The organism is Exiguobacterium sp. s125, assembly GCF_018618605.1.
Classification (GTDB): Bacteria; Bacillota; Bacilli; order Exiguobacteriales; family Exiguobacteriaceae; genus Exiguobacterium_A; species Exiguobacterium_A oxidotolerans.
Genome location: NZ_JACSMI010000001.1, coordinates 1317916 through 1333481, shown reverse-complemented (window position 1 = coordinate 1333481; position 15566 = coordinate 1317916). Strand labels below are relative to the sequence as shown.

Below are 15566 nucleotides of genomic sequence, written 5' to 3'. Positions count from 1 at the left end.
CAAACCATCGAGGTACTTTTTTACGCGTCAAAAATCATATCACTTAATGCGCCTGTATAAAGGCGCGTTTCTGTCGTTAAGACGATTTGGTTTTTGCGCATCTTGATGTTTCCGGATAAGTGCTCCTGTTGCTCCGATAAAAAGGACATACGTCCTTGCTCGACATACCGTTTTCCTTGTTGCTGTAAGACGTGGGTCTGCGTATTATCCGTCGAGACGAGATAGTCCTTATAAATAGCAAAATCTGTGAACGGCCGTTTCGGTGCGTGGAACGCCTGACTCGTTCCTCCTTGCAGTTGAACGATCCGGTAGTCGGAGTAATAAAAGAACCAGACATCATTCGCAGACGAGACGTTCATTGCATAACAGTCATCGATGGGATAGTCGCGATTTTTAAAGACGACTTTCCCCTGGTCGTTAAAAGCGACGAGGCCGAACGACCCAACTGAATTGGTCGCGGCGTCAGCAAAGACGCCTTCATCGAAATAACTGACCCAAATGTGGTCACGCTCATCGACTTGGACATTTTGAATTCCGTCGTCTAGACAATAACTGTTAATCAGATGACCGACTTGATTGTAAATAAAAGCATTTGGTAACCATGATCCGTCGACATCGTCATCACAACGCGAGGCGACGAGCAGGATCCGTCCGTCGGAAAACGATTCGACATAACTGAATTCAACGTCTTCCTGGGCGATGATGATCGTATTGCGCCACTGGTCATGAATCCGATGGACATGCAAGAAAGGACGGTGCCGTTTTTCATCGTAGATTTGTTCGACGAGTAGAATATGACCGGCAATCGTCAGTCCCGTCGCGATATGCGTTCCACGGATATGTGAGGCAGTGACACGATCCAGATGCATGGTTACGGTTTTTGATGTCTCCAATAGAAATCACTCCTTTTAAAAAAAGCCTGTCGCAGTAGGACAGGCTGTAAACGGATTACGTCGTACGTTGGCGTTTCTTGAGGGCGACGTACAAGACGATCATGACGACCGCTGCGATTAAGATGCCGTTCGTATAGGGAGCGGCGACGCCTTTAATCGAGCGCCAGTTCGTTCCGAGTGTCTCACCGAGATAGAGAAATAAAATCGACCACGGGATGATTGCGAGAATCGTGTAGATTGAGAACTTTGTTTGATCCATTTTGGCGAGACCTGCCGGAATGGAGATCGCATGGCGGACGACGGGGATGAATCGTGCCCCGAAAATGACACCTTGTCCGTATTTGACGAACCAACGTTCCGCGAGATCAAGATGGTGTTCCGTGATCAATACATATTTTCCGTACTTCAAGATGAGGGGACGACCGCCGTAGCGGGCGAACCAGTACAAAAACAATTGCGAGAACAATCCACCGATGACGGCGGCGACGATAGCGAGTGGCCAGCCGATCGTCCCTTGAGAAATCATGAACCCACCATAGGATAAGACGATCTCACTCGGGATGATTTCAATCATCAAGCCAAGCGCGATTCCGAAATAACCTAAGTCGGCTAAATATAGTAAGACGGTATTGACGACGCTAGATAACACGTTCCACACTCCTTTAATTGCACTTCATCCCTTCATTTTAGAGAAGTCCACGCAAAATGGAAAGAAAAAAATCATCCCGTCGTTAAAACGAGATGATTTCTTCATTAAAGAATGACGGCAGCGATTGTACCGAAAATCAGTAATGGTAAGTTGTAGTGTAAAAATGTCGGAATGACCGTTTCACGCATGTGATCGTGTTGTCCGTCAGCATTCAATCCGCTCGTCGGTCCGAGTGTCGAATCACTTGCCGGACTACCGGCGTCACCGAGTGCACCGGCTGTACCGATGATGGCAATCGTCGCCTCGAGACTGAATCCGTACTGGATGCAAAGCGGCACGAAGATGGCGGCGATGACCGGAATCGTCGAGAAACTTGAACCGATTCCGACCGTGACGAGAAGTCCGATCGATAACATGACGAAGGCAGCGACGAGCTGCGAATCGCCCATTAACGATTTTGAGTTTTCAACGAGTGGTTCGATATCACCTGTCTCACGTAAAACGTTTGAGAAGCCATTCGCTGAAATCATGACGAATCCGATGAACGACATCATCCGCATACCGCGTGTGATGACATCGTCTGCTTCGCTGAAGCGGACGAGTCGTAACACGAGGAAGAGCAGGAGGCCGGTCGTCGCGGCGATGATCATCGATTCCGTCGTCAATTGGACGACGAGCGTCGCGATGACGACAATTGAACTCAGTAATAATTTGGATTTCGTGACGACAGGAATCTCGTAATCGTCCGGTGCGATGTTCCGCATCTCATATTCACGCGGTTTCCGGTAATTGTATAAACCGAGTAACAATCCGAACAACATCCCGAGCGCCGGAATCGCCATCGCTTTGATGACTGATGCGCCAGCGGTGTCCATCCCGTTTTCTTGTAAGTTCGGTAACAGAATCTGATTGAGATAGATATCACCGAAACCGATTGGTAAAAACATATACGGTGTGACGAGACCAAACGTCATGATGATGGCCATCCGGCGCCGGTCAATTTTCAAATCATTAAACAGACCGAGTAATGGCGGGATGATGATCGGAATGAAGGCGATGTGAATCGGCAAGACGTTTTGTGAACTGATTGCGAGTAATAAAATCGCGAACATGATGAACCCTTTTAACTTCTTGACCGACGTCGCATCGGCACTTCCTTTTGAGCGAGCAATCAAGCTATGTGCGAGGGCGTCCGGCAAACCTGTTTTCGACAGGGCGACGGCGAACGCACCAAGCAAGGCATAACTGAGGGCAATTTCTGCGCCGGCTCCAAGACCGCCTGAGAAACTTTCGATCGTTTTCGTTAAACCAAGACCGCCGAGTAAACCACCGGCGAGAGCGCTGATGACCATCGCGAGGACGATGTGGACACGGAAGATGGCTAAGACAAATAAAAGGATAACGGCTAAAACAACAGCATTGAACATAACTATAAAACCACGCTTTCTTTTGGTATCACTGTACTATACTAAAGTATCATACAGACCGTTCTTTTTGCTGTCAAGAAAAAAACATAAAAAGGCACGACCGGTGTCGGTCGTACCTTCTTTCTACTATATAAGGACAAGTTTAGCAATCGACGCGGTCGAGTTTCCCTGTTCCCGGGTCGATGACGAGCCCGTGGACGTTCGTGCCCGGTGGTAATAATGGATGGTTTTTAATCAGACCGACGGAATGACTGACGTTTTCTTCGACTGACGTGAACCCGCGTAACCATTGCTTCAAGTCGACGCCGGATGCTTCGAGTGTCTTTAGGACTTGTTGATTGATGCCGCGTCCTTCCATCTCGGCAATCATGTTTGCCGGATCGATCGTACTCATGCCGCAGTCGTGGTGACCGATGACGATGACTTCTTCCGCCCCGAGTGCGTACAAGGCGACGAGGATCGAGCGCATGACGGAACCGAATGGGTGTGACAGAACGGCCCCTGCATTTTTAATGATCTTCGCATCGCCGTTTTTTAGACCGAGCGCGTGCGGGAGGAGTTCCGTCAAGCGGGCATCCATACACGTTAAGATCACGACCTTTTTATCAGGGAATTTATCCGAGATGAATTGTTCGTATTGTTTTTCTTCGACGAATTGTTCGTTGAACGCAAGCATTTGATTGACGATTGTCATGAAACTTCCTCCTTCAAAACAAATAAATATGTATCTTTTAATAGATTACACGATGTTTTGTCCGTCAGACAAGCAAAGAAAATAGGTGCTGTGAGAAAAGTCACAGGCAAGGGATTCAAAAAGGATGCCTTGTCCGACAACACCTTTTGAGAATGAGAACGTTTTCAATGATGTGAAATAGTTCACAGGATGGTCATGCACAAATCATCAAAAAGGCGGTATGATTGATTTGTGAAGGAAAGCACAAACTATTGAATATCAGCTTGGCATTCCTAACATTTAGTAGGGAAATGCAGACTCAGATTCGTTCCAAAATAGGGAGGAAACCTAACATGGCTGTCAAAGAAAAAATCAAACAAGACGTATCACCTGTCGAACAAACGATCAATAAAATCGTTGCAAAAGGTCAAACCGCATTACAGGAATTATTAACATTTGATCAAGAGAAAATCGATACGATTGTCCGTGACATGGCGCTTGCCGGTCTCGAACGTCACGTTGAACTGGCACGACTCGCCGTTGAAGAAACAGGACGTGGTGTCTTTGAAGATAAAATGATTAAAAATATGTTTGCGACGGAATATATCTATAACAGTCTCCGTGATGAAAAAACGGTCGGCGTCTTAGAAGAAGATGTTCAAAACGGCATCACCTATATCGCAGAACCGGTCGGTGTCGTCTGTGGCGTCACACCTGTGACGAATCCGACATCAACGACGATGTTCAAAGCGTTGATCGCGATTAAAACACGAAACCCGATTGTGTTCGCCTTCCACCCGTCAGCGCAAAACTGCTCACTCGAAGCAGCGAAAACGTTACGTGACGCGGCTGTCAAAGCCGGCGCACCGCGTGACTGTATCCAGTGGGTCGAACAACCGTCACTCGAAGCAACAAAAGTCTTGATGAACCACACGGATATCGCGATGGTCCTTGCGACCGGCGGAGCCGGCATGGTCAAATCAGCCTATTCAACAGGAAAACCGGCACTCGGTGTCGGACCGGGGAACGTCCCGTGCTACATCGAAAAAACAGCAAAAATCAAACGTGCCGTCAGTGACCTTGTCCTCTCCAAAACGTTTGATAACGGCATGATTTGTGCATCGGAGCAAGCGGTCATCATCGATCAGGAAATCTACGCGGAAGTCCGGGCGGAGATGGAAGCACTCGGTTGCTACTTCTGTACAGCAGATGAGAAAAAACGTCTCGAAGCGCTCGTCATCAAAACCGATACATGTGCCGTCAATGCCGACATCGTCGGGAAACCGGCAACCTGGATCGCAGCAAAAGCCGGCATCGACGTTCCGAGCAACACCGTCATGCTCGTCGCAGAACTTGAAAAAGTCGGCTCAGAAGAACCACTCTCACACGAAAAACTAAGCCCTGTCCTTGGTGCGTATAGCGTCCAGTCAACGGAAGATGCGTTCCATGTCGCCGAACGGATGCTTGAAATCGGTGGCCTCGGTCATACGGCAGTCATCCACACGACGAATGACGACTTGATGACGGCATTCGGAATGCGGATGAAAGCCTGCCGGATTCTCGTCAACAGCCCGTCAGCACACGGTGGGATTGGTGATCTGTATAACGAATTGACACCATCACTGACACTCGGTTGCGGCTCTTACGGGAAAAACTCCGTCTCTGAAAACGTAACGGCGAAACATCTACTCAATGTCAAGAAGGTGGCGAGACGACGCGTGAACATGCAGTGGTTCAAAGTACCGGAAAAGATTTTCTTTGAAAAAAATTCAGTCCAATACTTGAAATCGATTCAAGATGTCTCACGTGCGTTGATCGTCACCGATCAAGCGATGGTCGAGTTCGGCTACGCGGATAAAGTCATCCGCAACTTACCGGCAGGCGTCAGCTACCGGATCTTCGACCAAGTCGAACCGGATCCATCGGTTGCAACGGTTCAGACAGGAGCGCAAGCGATGCGCGACTTCAAACCGGACTTGATCATCGCCCTCGGTGGCGGATCAGCGATGGATGCAGCGAAAGGCATGTGGCTCTTCTACGAGCAACCGAACGAAACGTTCTCGAACTTACGTCAAAAGTTCCTCGATATCCGGAAACGGGCCTATAAATTCCCGGCGCTCGGTAACAAAGCGAAGTTCGTCGCGATTCCGACGACGTCCGGAACAGGATCTGAAGTCACACCGTTTACCGTCATCACGGACAAAGAGAAAAACGTCAAGTATCCGATTGCTGACTATGCATTAACACCAGACGTCGCAATCATCGATCCGGAATTCGTCATGACGGTCCCGGCATCAATCACGGCAGACACCGGAATGGACGTCTTGACACATGCGACAGAGGCCTTCGTCTCCGTCCTCGCGAACGACTATACGGATGGACTGGCGCTAAAAGCGATCAAGATGATCTTCGACTACTTGCCACGCGCTTATGCGAATGGTGACGATGCCGAAGCACGCGAAAAAGTTCACAATGCGTCAACGATGGCCGGAATGGCGTTTGCCAATGCCTTCCTCGGGATTAACCACTCGATCGCGCACAAAATCGGTGGGGAGTTCCACACGCCACACGGTCGGACGAATGCGATTCTGATGCCACACGTCATCCGCTACAATGCAGCGAAACCGACGAAACTCGCTTCGTTCCCGAAATATGAATCATTTATCGCTGATGAACGGTACGCAGAAATCGCGCGTTATCTCGGACTACCGGCAGCGACAACGGAACAAGGTGTCGAATCACTAATCCAAGCGATCACAGAACTCGGACAACAGTTGAACATCAAAATGTCATTCAAAGCCCAAGGCATCAAAAAAGCCGACTTTGAAGCAAAACTCGACAAGATGGCCGTCGATGCATTCGAAGATCAATGTACGACAGCGAATCCAAAAATGCCGCTCGTGACGGAACTTCGGAACATCATGGAGCTTGCGTACGAAGGCGTATAACAGAGAAAAAAATCATGGCAATTCAAAAGAGCCTTGCTTCCGGTCGACGGAGGCAAGGCTTTCGTTCGTAATCAGAAGAGACACCGATAAAACTGTCTTGTCATTATTGACAGATATTTCTAAGACCGCTAAAGTGAAGGTAACTTGAATAGAATCACTAGGGGTGTTGCTAAACTGAGATGAGTAGATACTCAAACCCTTTGAACCTGAACTAGTTCGTACTAGCGTAGGGAAGTGTAGACTCTAATAAACCAGCGAAGACCAGTCTGTCGGTTTTTTGCTATGTGATTATTTAGACGTGCGCAACTTTCCTTTTGGAGAGTTGCGCTTTTTTTGTTTACGACTTCGCTATTTAAGTTGCAAAAGACGATGAAGGAGTGGAAGACAGTGAACAGAACGGTAGTAGTGACGGGAAGCAGTCGGGGACTTGGCGCGACGATTGCAAGAGTATTGGTGAACAATGGGTTTAAAGTTGTGATTAATTATTATAAGAGCAAGGATGCGGCAGAGGAACTCGTAAATGAGCTCGGTGCAGAACATGCCATTGCCCTGTATGCGGATGTCACGAAGCGAGAAGACGTCGAGACATTGATGCAGTCAGCGACAGCTCATTACGGACAAATCGATGTCGTAATCAATAATGCCTTAGTCGATTTTAAGTTCGATCCGCGCGCTCAAAAATCATTCATCGATTTGGAATGGGAAGATTATCAAAAACAGTTGGATGGCACGTTGAAAGCAGCGTTCCACGTCGTGCAAAGTGTTCTGCCGCAATTCATTGAACGAAATAACGGCACCATCATCAGCATCGGCACGAATCTGTATCAAAACCCGGTAGTTCCCTATCACGAATATACGACGGCAAAAGCAGGGTTGATCGGCTTTACGCGTAATCTTGCATCAGAGCTAGGACAGTACGGCATAAACGTGAATGTCGTCTCCGGCGGCTTGTTAAAAGTGACGGATGCCAGTGCTGTGACGACCGCTGAAGTATTCGAATTGATTGCCCAATCAACTCCGTTAAAAAGAGTGACGACGCCGGAAGAGGTTGCGCAATTGGTCGCCTTTTTAGCGTCAGAAGCAGCCTCTGGCATTACCGGTCAAAATCTAACCGTAGATGGCGGATTGACGATGAACTGATGTCAGCGCTCAGGAGAAAGGAGTCAGGGACCTAAAGATGACGAAAACGAAGCAGTTAAACATCGGTGTTTTATTGTACGGCTGTGGCCATCATCAAGCGGCATGGTTAATGCCGGATTCTGCGATTGAAGAAATCGGGGAGAGCGGTTATTATCAGCGATTGGCTCAACTAGCGGAAGCGGGCTGCCTGGATGCTGTATTTTTTGCTGACAATCAATCTTTTCCTGCTGCAAACGCAACTGAACTACCGGCCTTTTGGCTCGATCCTGTAATCAATTTAACCGCTATTTCTCAAGTAACCCGCCATATCGGGTTAGTTTCAACGATATCGAGTACGTTTTCAAATCCGTATACAGCGGCGAGACAACTGTTAAGCCTTGATCACGTGACGAACGGGCGTGTCGGCTGGAACCTGGTGACGTCGATGACGGACTGGGAAGCGTTAAACCATAGTATGGATGCGCTCCCTGCAAGGGACGAACGGTATCAAAAGGCGGATGAATTTGCATCTGTAATGGAAAAATTATTTTTATCCTGGGATCGAGCTGATTTCCTTTCGAGCCGGACGGACAACCGGTTAATTGATCCTGAAAAGATTCAACCGATCCATCATAGCGGGACCTACTTCAACGTAAAAGGTCCTTCGTCTACACCGCGTAGTCCTCAAGGGAAGCCGGTGGCGATGCAGGCGGGTGCATCTGCCCAAGGGATTGCACTTGCATCAAAGCACGCGGATGCCGTCTATTCGGTGTCGTGGAATGTAAAGCAAGCGAAAGCATTCCGGGAAAGTCTACAGACACAAATCAAAGAAAGTGAGTCACCGGAGCGGCAGATTAAAATCTTTCCAGGATTGGTTACATACGTCGGTCGAACCCGGGAAGAGGCGCTGGCGAAGAAAGCCGAACTGGATGAGAAATTACCGGTCGCGAATGCCTTGAAGCAACTGAGTTTCTTTTTGCAACAGGACTGTTCTGATTGGGATCTTGACAAAGCGGTGCCGTCCTTACCGCCTGTCGATGCGTTTTCAGGACCGGTCGGACGCTATAAAACGATTCTTGAAATCATCGATGATACAAAGCCTACACTAAGAGAACTGTTAGGTTATCTGGCAGCTGGTGGGGGACACCTGACACTGATAGGTACACCGGAAGAAATCGTCGATCAGATGGAGCTGTGGTTTGAAATGGGTATCGCAGACGGATTTAATCTGATGCCGCCGTCACTCCCGTCAAGCTTAGAGGATTTTGTAGACCTGATCGTTCCTGAACTGCAAAAAAGAGGGTTGTTTAGAGAAGCCTATCAAGGGACTACGCTTCGGGAACATTTTGGTTTAGCTCAGGTGGGGCAGTCGGACGTGAAAAAAATCGTAAAGTAAGCGTTCCTGCCAATCGGAGTTCGGCGTCTGGGAAGTAGCCCGTTCGTCATGAACGGGCTACTTTTTGTATTTACTGCAGAAGATTCGTTTTCAAATCACCTGGAACAGGAATAACTATACAAACAATCTAGTCAAGGGGAGGCGCTTTTATGGAGCGGAGGCAACAGCGAAAGGAACGCTCGCATATGTTACGCAATATCTTGTTTGGTATAGGACTCGCTTGTATTGGTTTTCTCGTCCTGTTCGGTGTCATGACCGTTCTCGTCCAACAAATCGAGAAGTCTGCCGATTATCAGGCGTTCGTCGAACTGATGCAGGACACGGACGTCTCGTGGACGACATTGGAATTGACCCTCGTGTTCCTCCTGTTTTTCATCAGCGGAATGGCTGTCACGTTGCCGGAAGCCGTCAAAGAGGGATTGACGAATCAACTGATTGGCGCAAATGATACGTGGAACATCTTGTCGGTTTTCGGAATCGATCTCAATCAAGTCTTGGAACCGCTATCCTTCCGCGCCGAATATGGCAGTCCATTCTTATCGATTTTCGGAATCGGTCTATTCCTAATCTTATTCTTAGTTTTACGGATCGGCGCAACGCGTGTGACCTGGACGATTCGAACAATCAGCTTTTTAGCGGCGAGTTTCGTCTTGTTTGCATTTACGTTCAACACAGCACTCGGGATTGATGTGCTGACAATTGATCAAGCGACCGTCTGGAACGGAATCTTCATTTTACTCTTTTTGACAGGTCTGTTTTATCTCGCGTTTTATCCACGACAACTGTCCGGTATGTCAGCCGCCTCCCGTGCTGCGATCATTATCCTGATGGTCGCAAGTAGTGCACAACTGTTCTTTACGGTGACGGATGAAGCGAAATATGAGGGGGACGCCTCGACCCGGACGTGGTTGACTGTTTCGAGTTTAAACGCAGGCAGTGACGGCTGGTATGATTTGATGCACGGCAGTCAAGTGACCTACAAGGCAAATGTCCTTGGTGCAAGATTAAATGTCCCGGTGACGTTTTTGAACGGGGAAACCGACGTGACGCGGTTGAAACGATCGATGGAGGACGTCGTCAACCGAATCGACGCCGAGCGCGTCACGAATCAACTGTTGACTGTCATCGGGGGAGAACGTCCCGATTTATCGAATACGCGTTTGACGCTTGACGCAGTCGATTACGGAACGGCACGAAATGTCGTCCTTGCGGCGGCCGCTGATCAAGTCGAACAGGATAAGCCGTTCCCGTTTTGGCTGTTTCTGATTGTCCCGTTCGTCGTCTATCTCCTTGTCAGCATCCGGGCCTTTAAGAAAATATACGATCCCGTCGTTTTCGCTGTTGCGACCGGTTTGATTAGCTGGTTCATCTGTTCGCTGACGGGGACATCGTTTGCACTCTTATGGCAGGACGAGGCTCTCGTCCGGTTCAGTCAAGAGACGGTGACGGTGACGACGATTCTCTATGCGACGGTACTGGCACTGATTGCCGGTTTCATCGGTTACGCAATCAAACGACAGCATCATGGTGATAGATGAAGGGTGAAAACCGTTTCCCGTAAGTTCGGGGAGCGGTTTTCTTTTTTACAAGTAAATTTGTAAAGGTTCAAGGTTAATGTAAAGCCAATTTGTGGAATTAGTTAAGAAGGTTAAATAAGACGGATGTCCGACCTATTCAAAGAGGCTATAAGCTACAATCAAAGCGTGTTAAATTAATTGAGCAGTCATTTATATCTTAGGGGGAAACCAGATGAAACAGGCTACAAAAATTATTATCGCTACCACGTTGATCGCACCGATGTTAGCACCCGTCATCCAAGTCAAAACACTCGCAGCAGATGACAGTGTCGTCAAACTACGTTTTCTAGAAACAACAGATTTACATACAAACTCGATGAATTATGATTACTTCAAAGACGCGCAAGATGAGTCGATCGGTCTCGTCAAAGCAGCGACAGTCATCAAACAGCAACAAAACGTCGTCGGCGAAACGAACAGCTTCCTGTTCGATAACGGGGACACACTCCAAGGCACGCCGTTCGGGGATTATGTCAAAAATCAGTACGATCAAGGCAACAAAGGCAAACACCCGATGTATGAATTAATGGAATACCTCGGTTACGACGCCGTCACGCTCGGTAACCATGAGTTCAACTTCGGACTCGACTTCCTGAAGTCAGCGATGAGTGCTTCAAGCGGTTCAATCAAGTTCGTCAACTCGAACGTCCTCGACGCCGTGACGAAACAACCAATCGTCGCGGAATACAATGAAGACGGAAAAGACTATCAAATCATTGAACGGCAAGTGATGGATCAAAACAATCAACCGAAAACAATCAAAGTCGGCGTCTTCGGTGTCGTCACACCACAAATCATGGCGTGGGACGCGGGGAACTTGACCGGTAAAGTGACGGCGGAAGCCATCATCCCGGTCGCTAAAGCGACGGCGAAAAAACTAAAAGACGCTGGTGCGGACGTCGTCGTTGCGCTGGCCCACTCCGGAATCGGGGATACGATCGACCAAAAAGACGGCGATGAGAACGTCGGGTATGCCTTATCGAAACTGGCCGACATCGATGTCTTGATGACCGGTCACCAGCACGGAAAGTTCCCGGCAGCTGACTCGGCATTCAATAAGTTACCGAACGTCGATGCCGAAAAAGGGCTGATTAACGGAAAACCGGTCGTCATGGCGAACACACAAGGGAAAAATGTCGGTGTCATCGATCTGCAATTAAAACAAGTCGACGGCAAGTGGACAGTCGATACGTCATCTGCGAAACTCGCTGACGTCACGAAAGAGACGGTCGCTGATGCCGGTGCTGTCAAGCTGATCGAGAAGTCGCATCAAGGAACACTCGACTATATCCGTCAGGAAGTCGGAACGATCAACGACGATATCCAAAGTTTCTTTGCACTCGTCCAGGATGATGATTCCGTCCAGTTCGTCACGAACGCTCAAAAATGGTACGTCGAAAAACAGTTAAAAGACAATGCGGAACTCGCGAAATATAAAGATTTGCCACTCTTATCTGCCGGTGCACCATTCAAAACGGGCGGACGCAATCAAGTCAACGCGGCAGACTACACGTTGATTAAAAAAGGCCCGATTGCACTGAAGAACGTCGCCGATCTATATGTCTATCCGAACACGCTTGAAGTCGTCAAGGTGACGGGCAAAGACGTCAAGAACTGGCTCGAGATGTCGGCCGGGCAATTTAATGAAGTATCAGGCGAACAAACCGATTTATTGAACAAGGATTTCCGCAGCTACAACTTCGATATCCTCGACGGATTGACGTATGAAATCGACATTACGAAACCGGCGAAGTATGACTACAACGGCGTCGTCGTCAACGCGGATGCGAGTCGTGTCCAAGACATCAAGTACGAAGGCAAGGAAATCACGGGTGAGCAGGAATTCCTCGTCGCGACAAACAACTACCGTGCAGGCAGTGCGTCGTTCCCGGGTCTTGGTGGCGGAAAAAACATCGTCTACAAGTCAGCGTACGAAACACGGAACGTCATCTCAGACTTCATCCAAGCCAAGCAGCCGGTCGACTATAAGGCCGATGCGAACTGGTCGCTTGTTGCCAGTAAACCGATGACGGTCAACTTCGATTCAGCGGAAGCGGCAGCAGCATATACGAAACGTTACGAAGGAATCACGAATACAGGCGTGACACGTGCCGGTGAAACGGGAACGTTCCTGAAGTTCGAAATGAACGTGCCGATGAAAAACTTCAATGTTAACGTCGCAACCGTCAAACCGGGAGCGAAAGTCGTCACAGGAACAGCTGTTGCCGGAGCGAAGATTACGGTCAAACTCGGAACGACGGTTCTCGGAACGGCGACTGCTGACGAAACAGGAAAGTATGCGGTAACGGTTCGTCCGGTCAAGCTCCGTGACAAACTGACGGTCGTCTCGGAACTCGGATTCATGAAGAAATCAGCAACCGTCACGGTCGGAACAGGCTTCGTCGCGACACCGGCGATCGATAAAAAATCAGCCGTCTACGGTTCGACGGTCTTGACGGGTAAAGCGACAGCAGGACTTGATGTCACGCTGTACAAAGGGTCGACAAAAATTGCCAAAGCAAAAACGACAGCGAGCGGCTTTAAGATTCCAGTCAAAAACGGTTTGACGACAGGGACATACACGGTCAAATCGACGGATATCTCGCACAAAGTCACGAAAAAAGCATCATTCACGATTAAAAACACCTACCCGGTCAAAAAATGGACAGGTAAAAAGACGTTGACGGGCAAAGTCGAAAAACGTCAAATCGTCCGTCTGTTCGAAAAAACGAGCAGCGGCTATCAATTGATTGCTCAAGACGTCGCCGACAACCACGGCAACTACGTCTTGAAAATGCGGACGGGTCTTGCGACAGGTTCGTACAAGATGAATGTCTATACGGCATCGGATCGTCTCGATCAATCCCGTTACTTCATCACGAAAAAATAACCGAACGAAAACGACCTCGCACGCTTGAGGTCGTTTTGTTTTTGTTTAAAGAACTGGCATACTAAATAGCAGAGGAGAGGATTGGTATGAGACAAGTCATCGTTACACCGTATCAAACGGTGTGGGCAGAAATGTTTGAAACGGAAGCGGCACAACTGCGTTCGATTTTCGGGCAACGGTTGCGCGGCATCCATCATATCGGCAGTACATCGGTCGCGGGACTGTCGGCAAAACCGATTATCGACATCTTACCGGTCGTCGATACGCTGGGTGAGATTGAGTCGTTCGACACGGCGATGGAAGCACTCGGTTACGAAGTCATGGGCGAGTTCGGCATGCCGGGACGGCGTTACTACCGCAAGGGCGGCGATGCGCGGACGCATCACATCCATCTCTATGCGGACGGCAGTCCGGAAATCAGGCGTCATGTCGTCTTTCGCGATTACTTACGGCAGCATCCGCAAGAAGCGACAGCTTACAGCGACATCAAGGAACAACTGGCGAAGCAGCATCCGGTCGACATCAGTGCCTATATCGCCGGTAAGGATGCGTTCGTCAAGGAAATGGAACACCGGGCGCTCACGTGGTGGTCCCGTGGATGAGTGGCAACAGGCGTTACAACGGCACGTCGCCGTTGGTGTCCGGACGACAAGCCGATTGATGGAAGTGATTCAACCGGACGATTGGCAGAAGCGACCGATTGCGGGGAAGCGGTCCGTATATGAAGTCGCCGCCCATCTTGCCGTGTTGCTCGAAGCGGATTTGCGGATTGCGACCGGCGCGACGGCAGAGGAGATGGCGCAGTTTTATGCGATCCCGGTGCCGACCGGTCAGCTTGTCGACCGCTTGGACCAGTCGTGGCAGTATTATCAAGACCGGCTGGCGGGTGGTTTTGCGACGGAACCGACCTACTGGGGCGTCAGAGACAGTTCGTCCGGTTGGTTGGTGGAAGCAGCCGTCCACTTGTATCATCACCGGTCACAATTGTTTGATTACTTAAATCTGCTCGGGTACGATATCGAGCTGGCGTTATTTGAATAAGGGGGGATTAAAGTGGAACGGATTGTTGAGACGGTTGACGGACGGTTTGACACCCGCTTGACGGGAACGGGCGAAGTCACATTCATCCTTGATCACGGGATGATGTCGAACCACCACCAGTGGGGCTGGTTGCGCGGCGAGTTATTGCAGCTCGGACGCGTCTTTGAATATTCACGGCTCGGGTACGGCAAGTCCTCGCGCGGCAAAACGAAACGATTTTTTAGTCAGCAGGCGGCTGAACTCGGACGCGTCCTGGATGTACTCACAATCGACGGACCGTTTCTGTTCATCGGTCATTCGCTCGGTGCCTATATCTCGCTCGAACTCGGGCGCCGTCGCCCGGACGAGACGGTTGGCATCGTCTTGCTCGATCCGTCACATCCGGAAGTCGATGTTGAACTGCCGGACTGGTATGAGCGGATGCAGGAAAAGTGGAACCGTTTTTTGTATGTCCTCAGTCATATCCGTCCTCTCACCTGGTTGATTCCGGACAATCTCGGGGCGCGGATGTTCAAAAGCCTTCCGGAAGCGGACCGTGTCCCGCTGTGGCGGCAGTTGAGCCGGACGCATCACTGGCGGGGCACGCTTGACGAGTGGGACACCGTCGCACACAACAATCAGCAGATTCTACAGCTCGTCCCGCATGTGACGCCGCCGGTTCTTGTATTGTCAGCTTCTGATTGGGCGGGCGGGATGCCTGAAAAATGGCTGAACAAAGATTTGACGAAACGGATCAATGCAGCTCATGAACGGTTTGCCGATAGTTTGCCGGATGCGAGATTCCATCTGATTGCGAATACGAACCATTACACGATTGCCGGTTTTTCAAAAGAGGCTGCCGAAAAAATCGTCCAGTTGATCCGGACGACGTTTTTTGAATGAACGGACGGTCGTTGTCGTGATTTTTTTAATTTTTCGGGACTTGACAGTCTAAATCGGAATCGTTACTATTT

12 protein-coding genes and 1 riboswitch are annotated in these 15566 nt (G+C 49.4%); of the genes, 8 read left to right on the top strand and 4 right to left on the bottom strand.

The window, feature by feature from the left end:
• Positions 1–20: 20 nt before the first annotated feature.
• The 4 genes from KNQ05_RS06800 to KNQ05_RS06785 form a co-directional block, all read right to left on the bottom strand.
• Complete coding sequence (locus tag KNQ05_RS06800) at positions 21–893, bottom strand: hypothetical protein (RefSeq protein ID WP_214804873.1); 873 nt, start codon at positions 891–893, stop codon at positions 21–23.
• Positions 894–948: 55 nt separating this feature from the next.
• Positions 949–1542, bottom strand: coding sequence for an undecaprenyl phosphate transporter UptA (gene uptA / locus KNQ05_RS06795; protein WP_214804871.1), 594 nt, complete (start codon positions 1540–1542; stop codon positions 949–951).
• A 104-nt stretch (positions 1543–1646) separates the two neighbouring features.
• Complete coding sequence (locus tag KNQ05_RS06790) at positions 1647–2969, bottom strand: Na+/H+ antiporter family protein (protein WP_029333456.1); 1323 nt, start codon at positions 2967–2969, stop codon at positions 1647–1649.
• Positions 2970–3111: 142 nt separating this feature from the next.
• On the bottom strand, positions 3112–3663 hold the full coding sequence (locus KNQ05_RS06785; RefSeq protein ID WP_088836864.1) for a beta-class carbonic anhydrase: 552 nt from the start codon (positions 3661–3663) through the stop codon (positions 3112–3114).
• A 332-nt stretch (positions 3664–3995) separates the two neighbouring features.
• Between KNQ05_RS06785 and adhE the strand changes: the two genes are divergently transcribed.
• From adhE to KNQ05_RS06745, 8 genes are all read left to right on the top strand, one after another.
• Positions 3996–6590, top strand: coding sequence for a bifunctional acetaldehyde-CoA/alcohol dehydrogenase (gene adhE, locus KNQ05_RS06780; protein WP_214804869.1), 2595 nt, complete (start codon positions 3996–3998; stop codon positions 6588–6590).
• 149 nt (positions 6591–6739) lie between these two features.
• Positions 6740–6840, top strand: a riboswitch (TPP riboswitch).
• A 137-nt stretch (positions 6841–6977) separates the two neighbouring features.
• Positions 6978–7730, top strand: a complete 753-nt coding sequence (locus KNQ05_RS06775; protein ID WP_214765596.1) for a 3-oxoacyl-ACP reductase — start codon at positions 6978–6980, stop codon at positions 7728–7730.
• A 37-nt stretch (positions 7731–7767) separates the two neighbouring features.
• On the top strand, positions 7768–9105 hold the full coding sequence (locus KNQ05_RS06770) for an LLM class flavin-dependent oxidoreductase (RefSeq protein ID WP_214804867.1): 1338 nt from the start codon (positions 7768–7770) through the stop codon (positions 9103–9105).
• A gap of 149 nt (positions 9106–9254) precedes the next feature.
• Positions 9255–10643 (top strand): hypothetical protein, encoded by a 1389-nt coding sequence (locus KNQ05_RS06765; protein ID WP_214804865.1) that lies wholly within the window; start codon positions 9255–9257, stop codon positions 10641–10643.
• Between the two features lie 211 nt (positions 10644–10854).
• On the top strand, positions 10855–13572 hold the full coding sequence (locus tag KNQ05_RS06760) for a bifunctional 2',3'-cyclic-nucleotide 2'-phosphodiesterase/3'-nucleotidase (protein ID WP_214804863.1): 2718 nt from the start codon (positions 10855–10857) through the stop codon (positions 13570–13572).
• Between the two features lie 86 nt (positions 13573–13658).
• Positions 13659–14174, top strand: coding sequence for a GrpB family protein (locus KNQ05_RS06755; RefSeq protein WP_214804861.1), 516 nt, complete (start codon positions 13659–13661; stop codon positions 14172–14174).
• Positions 14167–14613 carry a DinB family protein gene (locus KNQ05_RS06750; protein WP_214804859.1) on the top strand — a complete coding sequence of 149 codons (447 nt, stop codon included), beginning with the start codon at positions 14167–14169 and terminating at the stop codon, positions 14611–14613. Before KNQ05_RS06755 ends, KNQ05_RS06750 begins: the two co-directional genes overlap by 8 nt.
• 12 nt (positions 14614–14625) lie before the next feature.
• Complete coding sequence (locus tag KNQ05_RS06745; RefSeq protein WP_214765611.1) at positions 14626–15495, top strand: alpha/beta fold hydrolase; 870 nt, start codon at positions 14626–14628, stop codon at positions 15493–15495.
• Positions 15496–15566: the final 71 nt, after the last annotated feature.